At 61.6% G+C, this 17292-nt stretch carries 15 protein-coding genes; 9 read left to right on the top strand and 6 right to left on the bottom strand.

Translation table 11 applies throughout. From position 1 onward, the window contains the following. Window positions 1–39: 39 nt before the first annotated feature. From H043_RS0117985 to argE, 3 genes are all read left to right on the top strand, one after another. Window positions 40–456: a RidA family protein gene (locus tag H043_RS0117985; protein ID WP_003225869.1), complete on the top strand. Its 417-nt coding sequence runs from the start codon at window positions 40–42 to the stop codon at window positions 454–456. 118 nt (window positions 457–574) lie between these two features. Continuing rightward, the gene (locus tag H043_RS0117980; protein WP_027613003.1) at window positions 575–1252 is read left to right on the top strand and encodes a DUF1028 domain-containing protein; all 678 of its coding nucleotides are present in this window, start codon (window positions 575–577) and stop codon (window positions 1250–1252) included. Continuing rightward, complete coding sequence (gene argE / locus H043_RS0117975; RefSeq protein ID WP_027613002.1) at window positions 1249–2397, top strand: acetylornithine deacetylase; 1149 nt, start codon at window positions 1249–1251, stop codon at window positions 2395–2397. The genes H043_RS0117980 and argE overlap by 4 nt, the downstream gene beginning before the upstream one ends. A gap of 20 nt (window positions 2398–2417) precedes the next feature. On the opposite strand, the gene H043_RS0117970 is transcribed toward argE, so the two are convergent. Next, window positions 2418–3329, bottom strand: a complete 912-nt coding sequence (locus H043_RS0117970; protein WP_027613001.1) for a LysR family transcriptional regulator — start codon at window positions 3327–3329, stop codon at window positions 2418–2420. Window positions 3330–3728: 399 nt separating this feature from the next. Here H043_RS0117970 and H043_RS0117965 point away from each other — a divergent pair, with 399 nt between their 5' ends. Next, window positions 3729–5144: a cytosine permease gene (locus H043_RS0117965; RefSeq protein ID WP_027613000.1), complete on the top strand. Its 1416-nt coding sequence runs from the start codon at window positions 3729–3731 to the stop codon at window positions 5142–5144. Window positions 5145–5248: 104 nt separating this feature from the next. Next, entirely contained in the window at window positions 5249–5872 is a 624-nt protein-coding gene (locus tag H043_RS0117960) for a glutathione S-transferase family protein (RefSeq protein WP_027612999.1), read from the top strand. Window positions 5873–5875: 3 nt separating this feature from the next. On the opposite strand, the gene H043_RS0117955 is transcribed toward H043_RS0117960, so the two are convergent. Together H043_RS0117955 and H043_RS0117950 are read right to left on the bottom strand one after the other, a co-directional pair. Continuing rightward, complete coding sequence (locus H043_RS0117955; protein WP_027612998.1) at window positions 5876–6538, bottom strand: M24 family metallopeptidase; 663 nt, start codon at window positions 6536–6538, stop codon at window positions 5876–5878. An 83-nt stretch (window positions 6539–6621) separates the two neighbouring features. Beyond that, window positions 6622–7500 carry a LysR family transcriptional regulator gene (locus H043_RS0117950; RefSeq protein WP_027612997.1) on the bottom strand — a complete coding sequence of 293 codons (879 nt, stop codon included), beginning with the start codon at window positions 7498–7500 and terminating at the stop codon, window positions 6622–6624. Window positions 7501–7603: 103 nt separating this feature from the next. Here H043_RS0117950 and H043_RS0117945 point away from each other — a divergent pair, with 103 nt between their 5' ends. Next, the gene (locus H043_RS0117945; protein WP_027612996.1) at window positions 7604–8995 is read left to right on the top strand and encodes an aldehyde dehydrogenase family protein; all 1392 of its coding nucleotides are present in this window, start codon (window positions 7604–7606) and stop codon (window positions 8993–8995) included. Window positions 8996–9127: 132 nt separating this feature from the next. On the opposite strand, the gene H043_RS0117940 is transcribed toward H043_RS0117945, so the two are convergent. Beyond that, on the bottom strand, window positions 9128–10672 hold the full coding sequence (locus tag H043_RS0117940) for an MFS transporter (RefSeq protein ID WP_027612995.1): 1545 nt from the start codon (window positions 10670–10672) through the stop codon (window positions 9128–9130). Window positions 10673–10774: 102 nt separating this feature from the next. On the opposite strand from H043_RS0117940, the gene H043_RS0117935 reads away from it, so the two are divergent. Further along, a complete protein-coding gene (locus H043_RS0117935) occupies window positions 10775–11671 on the top strand; it encodes a LysR family transcriptional regulator (protein ID WP_027612994.1) in 897 nt (298 codons plus the stop codon). Between the two features lie 3 nt (window positions 11672–11674). Here H043_RS0117935 and H043_RS0117930 read toward each other — a convergent pair whose 3' ends face one another. Next, on the bottom strand, window positions 11675–12844 hold the full coding sequence (locus tag H043_RS0117930; RefSeq protein ID WP_027612993.1) for a DUF1624 domain-containing protein: 1170 nt from the start codon (window positions 12842–12844) through the stop codon (window positions 11675–11677). A gap of 182 nt (window positions 12845–13026) precedes the next feature. On the opposite strand from H043_RS0117930, the gene H043_RS0117925 reads away from it, so the two are divergent. Beyond that, on the top strand, window positions 13027–13623 hold the full coding sequence (locus H043_RS0117925; RefSeq protein WP_027612992.1) for a paraquat-inducible protein A: 597 nt from the start codon (window positions 13027–13029) through the stop codon (window positions 13621–13623). Then, entirely contained in the window at window positions 13620–14309 is a 690-nt protein-coding gene (locus tag H043_RS0117920) for a paraquat-inducible protein A (RefSeq protein ID WP_027612991.1), read from the top strand. Before H043_RS0117925 ends, H043_RS0117920 begins: the two co-directional genes overlap by 4 nt. Here H043_RS0117920 and H043_RS0117915 read toward each other — a convergent pair. Further along, window positions 14242–17268 (bottom strand): FAD-binding and (Fe-S)-binding domain-containing protein, encoded by a 3027-nt coding sequence (locus H043_RS0117915; protein WP_027612990.1) that lies wholly within the window; start codon window positions 17266–17268, stop codon window positions 14242–14244. The genes H043_RS0117920 and H043_RS0117915 overlap by 68 nt on opposite strands. Window positions 17269–17292 lie beyond the last annotated feature (24 nt).

Here is a 17292-nt window from a genome sequence, read left to right as displayed (position 1 = left end):
TGCCCGGTGCGCCGCTGAACACTCAGTCTGGAGCTGTACATGAGCAAGCCAACCCACACCCGCATCCGTATGTTCAACACCAAGGACACCTACCCTAACCAGACCCTGGACAACGACCTGTGCCAGGCCGTGCGCGCCGGCAACACCGTGTATGTCCGGGGTCAGGTCGGCACCGATTTCGACGGTAATCTGGTGGGTCTCGGGGATCCGCGTGCGCAGGCCGAACAGGCGATGCGCAACGTCAAGCAACTGCTGGAAGAAGCCGGCAGTGACATGAGCCACATCGTCAAGACCACCACCTACCTGATCGACCCGCGCTACCGCGAGCCGGTGTATCAGGAAGTCGGCAAGTGGCTCAAAGGCGTGTTCCCGATTTCCACCGGGCTGGTGGTGTCGGCACTGGGGCAGCCGCAATGGCTGATGGAGATTGATGTGGTGGCGGTGATTCCCGAGTAAGTCGGAAGACCGAGTCGCGGCTATCGCGAGCAGGCTCACTCCTACAAGGGAACGCATTTCAAGGTAGGAGTGAGCCTGCTCGCGAAGAGGCCGGCCCAGACACACAAGGAGTTAGACCATGACCTTTTCAATCGCAGCCCGTTGCCCCGAAACCGGCCAGTTCGGTGTCGCCATCAGTTCCTCCAGTATCGCCGTCGGCGCGCGTTGCCCGTGGCTGTTGCCGGGTGTCGGCGCGGTGTCGAGCCAGAACATCACTCTGCCCTCCCTCGGCCCGGAAGTCCTCGCATTGATGGAACAAGGTCAGGCGCCCGACGCGGCGCTGGACCAGGTGCTGACCCGCAACGGCTACAGCCAGTACCGACAGATCACCGCGATCAACCACCTCGGCCAGACCGCGCATTTCAGCGGTGCCCAAACCCTTGGCGTGCACAACGCAGTGTGCGGCGAACAATGCGTGGCCGCCGGCAACATGCTCGCCGGGCGCTCGGTAATCGAAGCGATGGTGAGTGCCTTTGAGGACGGCGAAGGCCAGTTGGCCGACCGCTTGCTCAAGGCCTTGCACGCCGCACAAGCCCTCGGTGGCGAAGCCGGGCCGGTGCATTCGGCGGCCGTGGTGGTGGTCGGCGAACAGACCTGGCCGATCGTCAATTTGCGCGTTGATTGGGCCGACGAAGACCCGATCGGCCAGTTGCAAAAACTCTGGGACGCCTATCAGCCGCAGTTGCAGGACTACATCGACCGCGCACTCGACCCGGCCAAGGCGCCGGGTTATGGCGTTGCCGGGGATGATCGATGAACAGCGTCGGGTTGCTCAGGACGCTGGTGGGCTTCGACACCACCAGCCGCGAATCCAATCTGCAACTGATCGAGTTCGTGCGCGACTACCTCGCTGGCTTCGGCGTGCCGTGCGAGCTGATCTACAACGCCGAGCGCAGCAAGGCCAATCTGTTCGCCACGATTGGCCCGGCCGGGCAATCGGGCATTGTGCTCTCGGGTCACACCGATGTGGTGCCGGTCGACGGTCAGCCGTGGACTGTTGTGCCGTTCGAACTCAGCGAACACGACGGCAAGCTGTTCGGGCGCGGCACCGCCGACATGAAGGGCTACATCGCCTGCGTGTTGGCCCTGGTGCCGGCGTTGGTCGCTGCAGAGCTGCGCATGCCGGTGCACATCGCCCTGTCTTACGACGAAGAAGTCGGTTGCCTCGGGGTGCGCTCGTTGCTCGCCGAGCTGGAGCAGCGGCCGGTCAAACCGCTGCTGTGTATCATCGGTGAACCGACCGAGTTGAAACCGGTGCTCGGCCATAAAGGCAAACTGGCGATGCGCTGCGACGTGCACGGCCATCCGTGTCATTCGGCCTACGCACCGCTGGGGGTCAACGCCATCGAGTACGCCGCCGAGCTGATCGGTGAGCTTGGGCGCATCGGCCAGCAACTGAAAGCACCCGAGCATCACGACGCACGTTTCGAGCCGCCCTACAGCACGGTGCAGACCGGAGTGATCAGCGGCGGCAAGGCGCTGAACATCGTCCCCGCCGATTGTCGCTTCGACTTCGAGATCCGCGCCCTGCCCTCGCAGGATCCAACCCAGGTCGCACAACAGTTGCAAGCTTACGCCGAGCAGCAAGTGCTGCCGCGCATGCGGGCAGTGAGTGAGCACAGTGCGATTCGTTTCAGTGAGCTGTCGGCTTATCCCGGCCTGGCTACCGATGCGCAGAGTCAGGCGGCGGAGTTGATCGCGGCGTTCTGCGGTTCACGGGAATTCACCACCGTGGCGTTCGGCACCGAGGGCGGGCTGTTCGATGCGGCGGGTATTCCCACGGTGGTCTGCGGCCCCGGCAGCATGGATCAGGGGCACAAACCGGATGAGTTTGTCAGTCGTGCGCAACTCGATGCCTGCGATGCGATGCTGCAACGGATGCTGGCCTCGATTCGCGCCTGATCCTTTCGGCCTGACTGCCTTCAAGCGTGCAGTCGGGCCAATTCCTCGCGGCAATGATCAACGAACAACTGCACCGGTTTGGTCAGTTGCACCCGGCGCAGCCAGGCTGCCGATAAGCCCGAGCCAGTCACGGTTTCCGCCAGCGGCACGCACACCACTTTCTGCCCGTCGTACGTGTACTCGCCGAACGGTCGGGTCACCAGAATCGAAAAACCGAAACCGCGCCCGACCATGCCGCGCACCATCTCGATCGACGGTGAGCTGAAGACGATGTGCGGGGTCAGTCCGCGCTCCTCGAAAATGCTCACGAAGTAGGTGCGGCTGGGCACCACGTCGAGCAGGATCATCGGCTCCAGCACCAGATCGTGCAGCGAGACTTTAGCCTGTTGTGCAAAGCGATGGTCGGCCGGCAGCAACGCATAGGGCTGCTGCGGCGGCATCAGCGGCATGGTGTCGATGGTGGTGTCGAGGTCATGTTCAAAGAGCATCGCCACATCGATGCTGCCGGCGGTCAGCGCCTGCACCAGTTCCTGCTGTTCGCCATCGCGAATACGGATTTCCACCCCCGGCCAGCGCTGCTTGAACCCGGCGATCAGGCGCGGCAGGTACAACGGCGCGACGGTTTCGAAACAGCCGATATCGATCTGTCCGGAAACCACGTCGTTGTCCGCCAGCGCGTTCTGCTCGAACTCATGCGCCACTCGCAGCAATTCCAGCGCCTTGCGATAGAAACGCGAACCACTGGGCGTCAGCGACACGCCCTGGGCGTGATGGCGGATGAACAGCTGCACGCCGAAGCTTTCTTCCAGATGCTTGATCGCGGTGGAGACCGACGGCTGGGCGATATAGAGCTTGCGCGAGGCTTCGGCGACGCTGCCACAGTCGGCGGTGGTGACGAAGTATTTGAGCTGGCGCAGGTTGTAGGCGGCCATATAAAAACCTCTGCAAGTGAGACAACGCTTTTGTGGTGAGGAGATTTATCTGTTGTCAGGACATTTATCTGTAGTTAGGAGGCTCTGTGGTGAGGGGATTTATCCACGATGGGGCGCGAAGCGGCCCCTGTTTCTAAAGTCAAAAGAGGGGCCGCTTCGCAGCCCATCGGGGATAAATCCCCTCACCACAAAACTGTGTAAATCCAGGACAGAGTGAAGCCTGAACATACCGGAGCTACGCATTACACGCGGCATATATTTTTTAAGGTCTGAAGCAACAAACTTACTAATTTATCTATCCCGGGCCTTTGCACATGATCGCTTCAACAAGAAATGCGCCGTCCGTGTCGGCGCTTACCGAAGTACGTCCACGTACTCATCCTTGCCTTGGAGTTCGTCATGTCCACCTCTGCAACAACATCCGCGCCGCTCATTGAAAAACACACGATAGGATACGTGCCCCCCGAAGATCGCCACGGAAAGGTCAGGGATCTGTTCACGCTGTGGTTCGGCGGCAACATTGCACCGTTGCCCATCGTCACCGGCGCGCTGGGCGTGCAGTTGTTCCACTTGAATCTGGTCTGGGGCATCGTCGCGATTCTGGTCGGTCATCTGGTCGGCGGCGTGCTGATGGCGCTGCACTCGGCGCAAGGTCCGCAGATGGGCATTCCACAGATGATCCAGAGCCGCGCACAGTTCGGCTCGCTCGGCGCGCTGCTGGTGGTGCTGATTGCCGGGGTCATGTACATCGGCTTCTTTGCCTCCAACATCGTGCTGGCCGGCAAGTCGCTGCACGGCGTGGTCGACAGCGTGCCGGTGCCGGTCGGCATCGTCATCGGCGCCCTCGGCTCGGGGATCATCGGCATCATCGGCTACCGCTTCATCCACGTGCTCAACCGCATCGGCACCTGGGTGCTGGGGATCGGCATCGTCGTCGGTTTCGGCTACATCTTCACCCATATCCAGACCGATGACTTCCTCACCCGCGGCAGCTTCAACCTTTCCGGCTGGCTCGCCACCGTGTCGCTCGCCGCGCTGTGGCAGATCGCGTTTGCGCCGTACGTGTCCGACTATTCGCGTTATTTGCCGGCCGACGTCAAAGTCTCGTCGACGTTCTGGACCACGTATCTGGGGTCGGCGCTGGGTTCGAGTCTGGCGTTCATCTTCGGTGCCGTCGCCGTCCTCGCGACACCCGTGGGCATGGACACCATGGACGCGGTCAAACTCGCCACCGGCTCGATCGGCCCGCTGATGCTGGTGCTGTTTCTGCTCAGCGTGATCAGCCACAACGCCCTCAACCTGTACGGCGCGGTGCTGTCGCTGATCACTCTGGTGCAGACCTTTGCCTATCGCTGGATTCCGACCGCCAAGAGCCGTGCGGTGATCTCGATCATCGTGCTGCTGGCCTGCTGCTTCGCCGCCGTCGGCGCGTCGAAGGACTTCATCGGCCACTTCGTCGACATGGTGCTGGTGCTGCTGGTGGTGCTGGTGCCGTGGACGGCGATCAACCTGATCGACTTCTACGCCATTCACAAGGGCCAGTACGACATCCAGTCGATCTTCCAGGTCGACGGTGGCATATACGGACGTTACAACCCGCAGGCGTTGCTGGCCTATGCGATCGGCATTGCGGTGCAGATCCCGTTCATGAACACCCCGCTGTACGTCGGCCCGGTGTCGGCGCACATCAACGGCGCGGACCTGTCGTGGCTGGTGGGGTTGCTGGTGACGTCGCCGCTGTACTTCTGGCTGGCCAATCGTGACAGCGCCTATCGGCGGCGGATGATGGGCGGGAAACTGGTGGGCAGTCACTGAGATTGATTCGATGTAAAAAGAAGGCCCGCCATGCGCGGGCCTTCTGCGTTGTGGTGTGGTATTTCTTGATGCCCCGACAGGCACCCACGAGACAGGGAAAACTCATGCTGCGAATTCTGGGCAAGGCGTCATCGATCAACGTGCGCAAAGTGCTGTGGACCTGCGCTGAACTGCAGATCCCGTTCGAGCGTGAGGATTGGGGCTCGAGCTTCAAACCCACCGACACCCCGGAGTTTCTCGCCCTCAACCCCTGCGCCATGGTGCCGGTGATTCAGGACGGCGATTTCACCCTGTGGGAATCGAACACGATCATTCGTTATCTGGCGGGCAACTATGGCGGCGCAGACCTCTACCCCGCCGAGCCGCGAGTTCGTGCGCGGGTCGATCAGTGGATCGACTGGCAAGCGTCGGAGTTGAACCGGTCGTGGTCGTATGCATTCATGTCGCTGGTGCGCCAGTCAGCGAATTATCAGGACAGCGCCGCTCTGGCCAAGGGCATCGAGCAGTGGTCGCAGACCATGGGCATCCTCGATCAACAGTTGCAGAAGACTGGCGCCTACGTCAGTGGCGACCGGTTTTCCCTCGCCGATATCCCCATCGGGCTGTCAGTCAACCGCTGGTTCGAAACGCCGCTCGCGCATCCGGACTATGCCGCCGTCAGCGCTTATTACGAGCGTCTGAGCCAACGTGAAGGCTTTCGCCTGTACGGCAGAAACGGTACGCCGTGACAATCAGATCAACAGATCTTCATAAAACGCGCCGAACGGTCGCTGCGGGTGGGCGATCTGGATTTCCAGAATCCACACCCCGGCATTTGGCGTCTGGTCGAAATCGCCGAGATTGCCGCCGCGATGGATCGCGTGCGGGAAATCGCTGACGCGGTGGCCCTTGATGTCGAGATTGAGTTTCCAGCCCATGGTTTCAGCCTGATCGCTGGCGTAACGGTACAACTCGACACCGCTCACGCCTTGGCGCCATAACGCCTCGACGCGCTTGAACAGCTCTTTGGACGCCGCTGCACAGGCGATCATTTCCGGATCGGAGCCGGTGGTGAAGGTTGCGCCGGCATCGCCTTCGTGCCCCTGCCAGACCACGCCCATGTCAATGAAGAAAATATCGTTGTCACCGAGCACCGGATCGCCTTCGGAACGCTCCTTGAACGCCTTCAGCGTATTGGCGCCGAAGCGAATCAGCAGTGGATGCCAGATGCGGTCCATGCCCAGTTCGGCGAGAATCTGCTTGCCCCGCTCCTGGGCTTCGGACTCACGCATGCCGGGCTTGATCACCTGGGCGATGGCGTCAACGGCGTTCCAAGTCAGATTCTGTGCGTGGCGCATCGTCTCCAGCACAAACCGCTCACCGACTGCTTCTTTACCGCTCAAGGCTGCACTCATTTGCTTGTTCCTCATGGCTACGCTGTGTAGTTTTTTATATTGCGAAACGCCGATCAAGATACAGCCATGACACAACGTGTCAATTACTCTTCCGCACGCACCACACCGCGCTCCTCCAGCAAACGCACGAACATGCTCAAGCTGCGCGACACCGTGCCCCGGCGCCACACCAGCCAGGTGGTCAGATAGCGAAAATCCGCCGCCAGCGGCCACACGCTCACGGTTGCGCTGCCAGGCATGCTCTGCAGCATTTTGCGCGGCATCAGCGCCAGCCCGGCGCCGGCACTGACGCAGGCGAGCATGCCGTGGTAGGACTCCATTTCGAAAATCTTGCCCGGCACGGCGGCGTCGATGCTGAACCATTTTTCGAAGTGATGACGATAGGAGCAGTTGGAGCGGAACGCGTAGATGTTCTCGCCGTTCACATCCGCCGCGCGCTGCACCGGGGGGTGATTGAGTGGCGCGATGATGACCATCTCTTCCTCGAACGCCGGAACACCTTCCAGCGCCGGGTGCAGCACCGGGCCATCGACGAAGGCCGCCGCCAATCGTCCGGAGAGTACGCCGTCGATCATTGTCCCGGACGGGCCGGTCGACAGATCCAGATCGACCTTGGGATGCAACTGGTTGTACGCCGCGAGCAGTTCGGGGATGCGCACGGCGGCGGTACTTTCCAGCGAACCGAGGGGAAATGCGCCCTGCGGTTCTTCACCGGCGACCGTGGCCCGCGCTTCCTGTACCAGATCGAGAATGCGCCGCGCGTATTCGAGAAAACTCCAGCCAGCAGGTGACAGACGCAGACGACTTTTCTCGCGAATGAACAGGTCGACGCCCAAGTCCTGCTCCAACTGCTTGATCCGCGTGGTCAGGTTCGATGGCACGCGATGAATCTGCGCCGCGGCGGCGCTGATGCTGCCGTGCTCGGCAACGGCCTTGAAGATTTCCAGCTGCACCAGATCCACAATCATTCTCCAATCGTGAAAGAAACGATCTTTATTATTCAGTTTCCAGAAAACAAACGCCACCCTACTCTAGGCCCATCCACTGAACTCGCAGGAGCCAGCCATGAGCCAGATTTCCAGCCAGACCCACGCCATCTCGATCAACCCCGCCAACGGCGAGCAGATCGCTCACTACGCCTTTGAATCCGCCGAAGCCCTCGACGCCGCGTTGACCCGCGCCGCGTTCGGTTTCTCGAAATGGAAACGCAAGCCGCTGCAGGATCGCTCCCGCGCCCTCACCGCCCTCGCTGGCGCCCTACGCGAAACCGCCGAAGCCATGGCGACCATGATCACCCTGGAAATGGGCAAGCCGATCGCCCAGGCCCGTGGCGAAATCGAGAAATGCGCCAAGCTTTGTGAGTGGTACGCGGAAAACGGTCCGGCCATGCTCGACGCCGAACCGACTCAGGTTGAAGGCGGCAAGGCGCGTATCGAGTACCGACCACTCGGCCCGATCCTCGCGGTGATGCCGTGGAACTTCCCGATCTGGCAAGTGCTGCGCGGTGCCGTTCCGGCGCTTATCGCCGGCAACACCTACGTGCTCAAGCATGCGCCGAACGTGATGGGCAGCGCCTACCTGCTGCGCGACGCGTTCAAGCGCGCCGGTTTCGCCGATGGCGTATTTGAAGTGATCAACGTCACCCCGGAAGGCGTTTCCACCGCCATCGCCGACCCGCGCATCGCCGCTGTCACCCTGACCGGCAGCGTCCGTGCCGGCATGGCCATCGGTGCTCAGGCCGGTGCCGCGCTGAAGAAGTGCGTGCTGGAACTGGGTGGTTCCGACCCGTTCATCGTGCTCAATGATGCGGATCTTGATGAGGCCGTGCAGGCTGCCGTCATCGGTCGCTACCAGAACTCCGGCCAAGTCTGCGCCGCGGCCAAGCGTCTGATCATTGAAGAAGGTGTGGTCGAGGAATTCACCCGCAAATTCGTTGAGGCCACGCGTCAATTGAAAGTCGGCGATCCGCTGTCCGCCGACACCTACATCGGGCCGATGGCGCGTTTCGATCTGCGTGATGAACTCGACCAGCAAGTGCGCGACACCCTCGAAGAAGGCGCCACCCTGCTGCTCGGCGGCGGTAAGGCCCAAGGCCCGGGCAACTACTACGAGCCGACCGTGCTGGCCGATGTCACGGACCGCATGACCTCGTTCAAACAGGAACTGTTCGGCCCGGTGGCGTCGATCATCACTGCCCGCGATTGCGCCCACGCCATCGCCCTGGCCAACGACAGCGACTTCGGCCTGACCGCGACGATCTACACCGCCAACGTCGCGCTGGCCCAGCAACTGAGCAGCGAACTGGACACCGGCGGCGTGTTCATCAACGGCTACTCCGCCAGCGACCCGCGCGTGACTTTCGGTGGCGTGAAGAAAAGCGGTTTCGGTCGCGAGCTCTCGCACTTCGGCGTGCGCGAGTTCTGCAACGCGCAGACGGTGTGGCTGGATCGCAAATAATCAGGACTCCAACACGCACTGGTGGGAGTGGGCTTGCTCACGAAGGGGCCGGCATGTTCAGCATTGATAGTGACTGACCTGACGCCTTCGCGAGCAAGCCCGCTCCCACACTCGAAAATTCCGCACACACCGCTATAGCAAGTCGGGCGCTGTTTTTTGCGGCTGCGTAACCGCCCGATCCTTGCTCAACAGCCCGAGCACCACCGCCGCCGAGGCCAGGGTAATCAGCGTAAGGATGTGCAACAGGTACTGAAACGCCGTGGCATAACCCTGCACCAGACGCTCTTTGGCCAGCCCCGGAACGGTGTTGAGCGCATGCGCCATGTCCCCCGTGGTGACCCGGTGCGCGGTCTCGGCAATCAACGCCGCATCGACACTGCCTGCCACTGCCCCCGTCAGATCGGTATGCAGCAGCGAAGTCAGCACGGCGCCCACCACCGCCAGCGCAATACCCTCACCCGCCACGCGCACGGTATTGAAGATCCCCGCCGCCATCCCCGCGCGCTCTTTCGGTACGACGCTGACCGACAGACCATCCATCAAGCCCCACGGCAAACCGGTGCCAATCCCGATCAACAGCATCGCAATGACCAAGGCGGATTTTGGCTCGCCGACGTTGTACAGGCTCAACCCGTGCAAGCCCACCGCAGCGATCAGAAAACCGATCCCCGAGAGAATCCCCGCCGAGACAAACCGGGTCAGCGACGCCGCCAGCATCGGTACCACCAGCATGGGCGCCGACAGCGCCAGCAACAGCAGGCCGGCATCGATTTCGCTCAAGCCTTCCACGCCGATAAAGCGCAATGGCAACATCACCACCAGCACGATGTAGCAAAAACAGGTGCCGATCGGCAGCATCTGCACGCCGATGAAGCGCGGAAAACGCAACAGGGTCAGATCGAGCATCGGATGTTTAACGCGCTTTTCGATGATCACGAACAACCCCAGCAACAATGCCGAAGCACTCAGCAGACCGACTACCAGCGGGCTGCCCCAACCGCTTTCCGGGGCCTGAATCACGCCGAAGGTGAACAGCGCCAGCATCGTGCTGAAGGTGATCGTGCCCGGCCAATCCAGTCCCGTGGCATCCGGGTTGCGGCTTTCGCGCATGCGCGGCAGGCCGAAGACCATGGCGATCACGCCGATCAGCGCGGTGAAAACAAAAATCGCCCGCCAGTTGAACACCTCGATTAATGCACCGGCCAGCAGCGGCCCGAAAGCCAGACCGATGCCGAATGTGGTGCCGAGTACGCTGTACGCGCGGGTCCGCGCATGGCCTTCGAATTCCTGCGCCAGCGACGCTGAGCCGCTGGCCAACGCCGCAGCACCGGCCACGCCCTGCACTGCACGCAGCCCATCCAGCCAGTACACCGACGGTGCCAGGCTCTGCGCAATCGATGCTGCGGTGAACAGCAACATGCCGAAGCTGAACAGGCGTTTACGCCCATAGACGTCGGCCAACGCTCCCGCCGCCATCAGCAAACTGCCGAATGACAACATGAACGCATTGGTGATCCAGGTCAGGGCCACGGGGCTGCCGCCCAGATCACGGCCAATGGCGGGCGTCGCCACCGCGCCACCGGTAAAACTCAAGGGCAGTACCAATGCCGACAGGCACACGGCCGCGAGGATCAGCACCTTGTTATGCGCGCCTGGTTGATGAGCGACCGTTGTCATGCATTCATCCTTTAAAGAAATTGCCAGGCTGCGACTTTAAGGCCGTTAGATTGATGCGATAATCCCAGCAATTTTGCATGACTTTGTGAAAGAGATTCACAGATGAAATCACCCTCAGCGGCAGACCTTTGCGTATTTCTCTGTACGGCGCAGCACTTGAATTTCAGCAAGGCCGCCGTCGAACTCGGGCTCACCCCGTCAGCCCTGAGCCATTCGGTAAAGGCTTTGGAGAATCGCCTCGGTGTGCGTCTGTTCAATCGCACCACCCGCAGCGTGGCGTTGACCGAGGCCGGTGAGCGCTTTTACGCGCGCCTGAAACCGGCGTTCCGCGACATTGACGATGCACTGGAAGACCTCAACCATTTTCGCGACAAACCCACCGGCAACCTGCGCATCACTTGCGGACGCCAGGCGTGCGAACTGGTATTGCTGCCGATTGCCAGCGAGTTCTTGCAGACGTATCCGGACATTCGCATGGAGGTGGTCGAAAGCGAAGCATTGCTGGATATCGTCGCTGGCGGATTTGATGCGGGCGTGCGCTTTGGCGATCGACTGCAGGCCGACATGGTCTCGCTGCCGATTGGCCCGGCGATGCGTTCGGTGGTGGTCGCTTCGCCGGCATTCCTCGAACGCCATCCTGCGCCGCAAAAACCCGAAGATCTGCACGACTTGCCGTGCCTGCGCCACCGCTACCCCAGTGGCGCCCTGTATCGCTGGGAATTCGAACGCGATGGCATTGCCCAGGAAATCGAGGTCAACGGCCCGCTGACCCTGGGCGACGTCAGCTTGATGGTCGGCCCTGCACTGCAAGGTCTGGGATTGGCGTATGTGTTCGATGACATGGTCAGCGAACACTTGGCATCGGGGCGTCTGGTTCAGCTGTTGGCCGACTGGTGCCCCTACTATCCGGGCCTGCATCTGTACTACCCGAGCAGGCGCCACGTACCGGCGCCGCTCAAGGCTTTTATCGACTTCGCGCGCGAGCGCAGTGGTCACTAGGGCTTACAGATATTTCAGCCAGGCAATATCGCGGCGCCGCGATTTCAGCACGGAAAACCAGCGCACCGCCGGGTACAGCGCAACCGCCAACAGCACGGATGCCAGCCAGATTGCCGGTACCGAGTCGAATCCGAAATGGCTGCCCTGATTCAGTCCGAACAGCGCCAGCGCCATCAGGTACAGCACCTTCAGCACGTACAGATGCAACAGATAAAAGAACATCGGTGCCGAACCGAAGACCGTCAGCCAGCGAATCCAGCGGCGCGTCTGCAGCCGTTCGAACACCAGCAACAACAGCAATCCGATGCTCACCGTCAGGCTGATGAACAGCAGCGATGGCGGGTACTTGGTGATGTTGAAAAACGCCATCAGCGTTTGCACGGTCGTGTCTTCAACCGCCCAAGGCTTTTCGCCGTATCCGTTGAGCAACCGCAGCCCGACGAAACCCAGCAGTCCGGCGATACCAGCCAGCAACAGGCACTGCTGACGAACTCCGGCGTCGGCCGCACGGGCAAACCACGGGCCCAGCGCATAACCCAGACCGATCACGCCGATCCACGGCAACAGCGGATACGAAGTGCGCAAGCGCAGACTGTCACCGACCTCGATCCAGCCCCGATCATGCAGGATCGCCCATGGCACATGCAGTGCCGACTCCAGCGCGAAATGCAGCCCGTCCAGCAGGTTATGCCCGGCAATAATCGCCAGACTCAGCGTCAGCAACAGCCAGCGCGGCAACCAGACCAGCAGCGACAACGCGATCATGCTCAAGCCAATCGCCCAGATCACCTGCAGATAGATCACGCTCGGCGGCAACTGAAACGTCCATGCAAAATTCACCAACGTGAATTCCAGCACCACCAGAAACAGCCCACGCTTGAACAGGAAGGCACTGACATCGGCCTTGCCCGCGTACTTCTCGCCGAACAGCCACGCAGACAATCCGGTCAGCAACACGAACACCGGTGCGCACAGATGCGCCAACGTGCGACTGAAAAACAACGCCGGCTCGGTGTTGGCGATGTCCATCGGGTCGGACACCTGACGATGCAACAGGAACGTCTCGCGTACGTGATCCAGCAGCATGAACAGGATCACCAGACCTCGTAACGCATCAATGGACAGCAAGCGGCCGGTCGGCAGCGGGTTGGAACGGGTACACACAATCGTCATGGAGATTTCGCCAACGAGCAAATGAATCAGGGGATCGCAACCGCACGCCCCGCCAAAAATTCACGTTACTTTATAACATTAAAATGTCGATTCCCAACCCAAACGACATTTGCCCAATCACGTCAGGCTTCTATAGTGATCAGGCGCCCCCTGCGCTTTGCGCCTGCTGTCGAGCGTTGCCCATGACCTCAACCGAACACCTGATCATCTGCGAGCATTGCGACTGCGTGTACGAAAAGGTCGTGCTCGGCAAACACCAGAAAACCCTCTGCGTGCGGTGCGGCGGCGTGCTGCAGCGCTACAACGGCTTGACCGTCGAGCAGCGGCTGGCCCTGAGTTTCACTGCGGCGATGCTGTGGCTGTTCGCCAATTTCTATCCGGTGATGAGCATCAGCATGAAGGGCCTGAAGAACAGCGCGACGCTGTGGGATTCGGTACTGGCGCTGAGTCAGGGGCCGATCACCTTCATGGCGATGGTCGCGGCGATTTCGATCATCATCGCCCCGGCGTTTCAACTGGTGCTGTTGATCTGGGTGCTGAGTTTCGCCTTGTCATCGCGCCGGGCATCGGGCTTCAAGCTGTGCATGCGCTGGCTGGAAACCCTGCGTCCGTGGAGCATGCTCGAAGTGTGTCTGCTGGGGGCGATGGTGGCGGTATTCAAACTGGCCGGGCTGCTCGATGTGCTGCCGGGTATCGGCCTGTTCGCCCTGGCGGTGCTGAGCCTGATGATGATCCGCATTGCCGGCCGCGACATTCGTGATCTGTGGGACATTCTATGAAGCGACCCGCGACCGCCAGCGAACTGAATCTGTGCCTGTGCCACAGCTGTGGGCTGGCTTGTGACATGACCGACGAGCCGCACGAGTGCCCGCGCTGCGATGCACCGCTGCATCGGCGCAAGACCAATTCCCTCACCCGTACCTGGGCCTATCTGTTTGCCGCGCTGGCGTTTTACGTGCCGGCCAATCTACTGCCGGTGATGAACACGGTGATGCTCGGCAACGGCGCCGACAGCACGATCATGAGCGGCGTGCTGGAGTTCTGGGAGGGCGGCGCATGGGACATCGCGCTGATCATTTTCATCGCCAGCATCGCGGTGCCGGGGATCAAATTCGTCGCCCTGTCGCTGCTGCTGATCACCGTGCAGCGGGGCAGCGACTGGGCGCGCCGTGAGCGTTCGAAGCTGTACCGTTTCGTCGAGCTGATCGGCTACTGGTCGATGCTCGACGTGCTGGTGGTCGCCCTGGTCGCGGCGCTGGTGAAGTTCCAGGCGCTGGGCGATATCGAACCACGCCCGGGCATCCTGTTTTTCGGCATGGTGGTGGTGTTCACCATGCTCTCGGCGATGAGTTTCGACCCACGGCTGATCTGGGACAATGCCCCGGACGACGAACCGCTCAGCGACGCACCACCTCAAGCAGCACCTGCAACGGATGGCGCAGCGCCCGATCCGACTGGCGCTTGACCTGACTGCGGCATGAGTAACCGGTGGCCAGCGCTTCGCCCTGCTCCGCCGGCGCCTCAACCTGCCGCGCCCACGATTGCTCGTAGATCACCGCCGAGGTTTCGCGGTTGCGCGCTTCATGGCCGTAGGTGCCGGACATGCCGCAGCAGCCGGTGGCCTGCGTCGCCAGTTTCAATCCGGCTCGCTCGAACACTTGCTCCCACTGGCGAGTGGCGGCCGGCGCGTTGGTTTTCTCGGTGCAGTGTGCCAGGAGCCGGAATGCACTTGCCGATGTGTTATTCGCCTGCTCCGGCATCACTTGGAGCAGCCATTCCTGTACCAGCGCGACTTCCGGGCACTGCTCCATACCCGGCACTTTCAAGTATTCCTGGCGATAGACCAGCGTCATCGCCGGATCCAGTCCCAGCAGCGGTACGCCAACGTCCGCCAGCTCACGAAGTTGCTGCGCATTGCGCAACGCCGCGCGGTTGAACGCAGAGAGGAAGCCCTGCACATGCAGCGGCTTGCCGTTGGCACTGAATGGCGCCAGATACACCTGATAGCCGAGCCGCGAAATCAGCTCCAGCAGATCCGCCAGCAGCGGCGCCTCGAAGTAACGGGTAAAGGCGTCCTGCACCAACACCACACTGCGTTCGCGCTGGGCCGGGGTCAGCGCCGACAGCGTGGAAACCGTCGCCGGCTGCACCTTCCAACGGCGCAGCGCAGCGTGGAAATCAAAGCGACTGAGCAACGGCACATCGACCATGCCGCCAAGACGCTCCAACTGTTTGCGCACAAAGGTTGCGCCCATCAAACCGTTGTACAGCGCCGGAATCCGCGCCATGTACGGAATGCTGTACTCCAGCGAGGCAATCAGATAATCCCGCGCCGGGCGCAGATAACGGCTGTGATACAGCTCAAGGAAACGCGAACGGAATTCCGGCACGTTGACCTTGACCGGGCACTGTCCCGCGCAGGATTTGCACGCCAGGCAACCGGCCATGGCGTCATACACCTCATGGGAAAAGTCTGCATCCTGCGCGCGGCTGTTGCGCCAGCGTGTCCACAGGTTGCGGAAAAATGCCGGACGACGGATCGCCTCCGACAGCACATCCACCCCTGCCTCGCCCTGCAAACGCAGCCATTCGCGGATCAGCGATGCGCGACCCTTGGGCGATTGCGCACGCTCGCGGGTGGCTTTCCACGATGGGCACATGGCGTCGTCGGGATCGAAGTTGTAGCAGGCGCCGTTGCCGTTGCAATGCATGGCCGCACCGTAGCTTTGCCAGACTTTTTCATCGATCTGCCGATCGAGTTCGCCGCGCAGGGTCACTTCGTCGATTTTCAGCAACGCCGCACCGGTATTGGCCGGGGTGGCGATCTTGCCCGGGTTGAACTGATTGAACGGGTCAAACGCAGCTTTCAGTGCCTGCAACGCCGGATACAGCTCACCGAAAAACGCCGGCGCGTATTCCGAGCGCAGACCCTTACCATGTTCGCCCCACAACAGGCCGCCGTAGCGTTGGGTGAGCGCGGCGACACCGTCGGACACCGGACGCACCAGCGCCGCTTGCTGCGGATCCTTCATGTCGAGAATCGGCCGTACGTGCAACACACCGGCATCGACGTGGCCGAACATGCCGTACTGCAAACCGTGGCTGTCGAGCAGTTCGCGCAGTTCGGCGATGTACTCGGCCAGGTGCTGCGGCGGCACTGCGGTGTCTTCGACAAACGGCTGCGGCCGCGCTTCGCCGGCAACGTTACCGAGAAGGCCGACTGCGCGTTTGCGCATGCCATAAACCTTGTTCACTGCCGCCTGGCCGACCGCCAGGGTATGGCCGAGGCGTTCGACGGTGGTGTCGCTGCTCAAGTGTTCGAGGAAGGCTTCGACCCGGCGCTGCAGATCCTCGGGATCGTCACCGCAGAACTCCACCAGGTTGATCCCCAGTGTCGGGCGCTCGGCGCTTTCCGGGAAGTATTCGGCGACGCCGTGCCAGACGATGTCCTGCATCGCCAGCAGCAACACCTTGGAATCCACGGTTTCAATCGACAGCGGCTTGAGCGCCATCAGCGCCCGGGCATCGCGCAACGCATCCATGAACCCGGCGTAGCGAATGTTCACCAGCATCGTGTGTTTGGGGATCGGCAGTACGTTGAGCTTCGCCTCAACCACAAAGCCGAGTGAGCCCTCGGCGCCGCACAACACGCTGTTGAGGTTGAAGCGGTTGTCAGCCTCGCGCAGATGCGCCAGGTCGTAGCCGGTCAGGCAACGGTTGAGATCGGGGAAGCGCTGTTTGATCAGCTCGCCCTGCTCATCAATGATCTGCCGCGCACAGCGATAGACTTCACCCACCCGATCTTCACGGGCGCACAGCGCTGTCAGATCTTCTTCCGCCAGCGCTGCGCCGTGCAGGCGTTCGCCACCGCGCAGGACCATGTCAAGTTCCAGCACATGGTCGCGGGTCTTGCCGTAGGTGCAACTGCCCTGTCCGCTGGCGTCGGTGTTGATCATGCCGCCAACGGTGGCGCGGTTGGAGGTCGACAGCTCCGGGGCGAAAAACAGCCCGGCTGATTTCAGCGCGGCGTTGAGCTGATCCTTGACCACCCCGGCCTGCACCCGCACCCAGCGCTCTTCGACGTTGATTTCCAGAATGCGGTTCATGTGCCGCGACAGGTCGACGACGATGCCATCGGTCAACGACTGGCCGTTGGTGCCGGTGCCGCCGCCACGTGGAGTGATCACCACTTGCTGATAGGCCGGTTCGGCAATCAGCCGCGCGACCCGCGCCACGTCCTCGGCATCCTTCGGAAACACTGCCGCTTGCGGCAGGCGCTGGTAGATCGAGTTGTCGGTGGCGAGCACCACGCGACTGGCGTAATCGGCGCTGATCTCGCCACGAAAACCACTGGCTTTCAGGGCTTTGAGGAACTTCTGGTAATCGGCGGTCAATGCAGTGGCGGGCGACAGCTGGGCAATCATCGGTCGGGAAATCTCGGTCAAAAT

It is taken from the genome of Pseudomonas sp. URIL14HWK12:I6 (genome assembly GCF_000514195.1).
GTDB lineage: Bacteria > Pseudomonadota > Gammaproteobacteria > Pseudomonadales > Pseudomonadaceae > Aquipseudomonas > Aquipseudomonas putida_A.
This window is presented reverse-complemented; position numbering and strand designations above follow the sequence as displayed.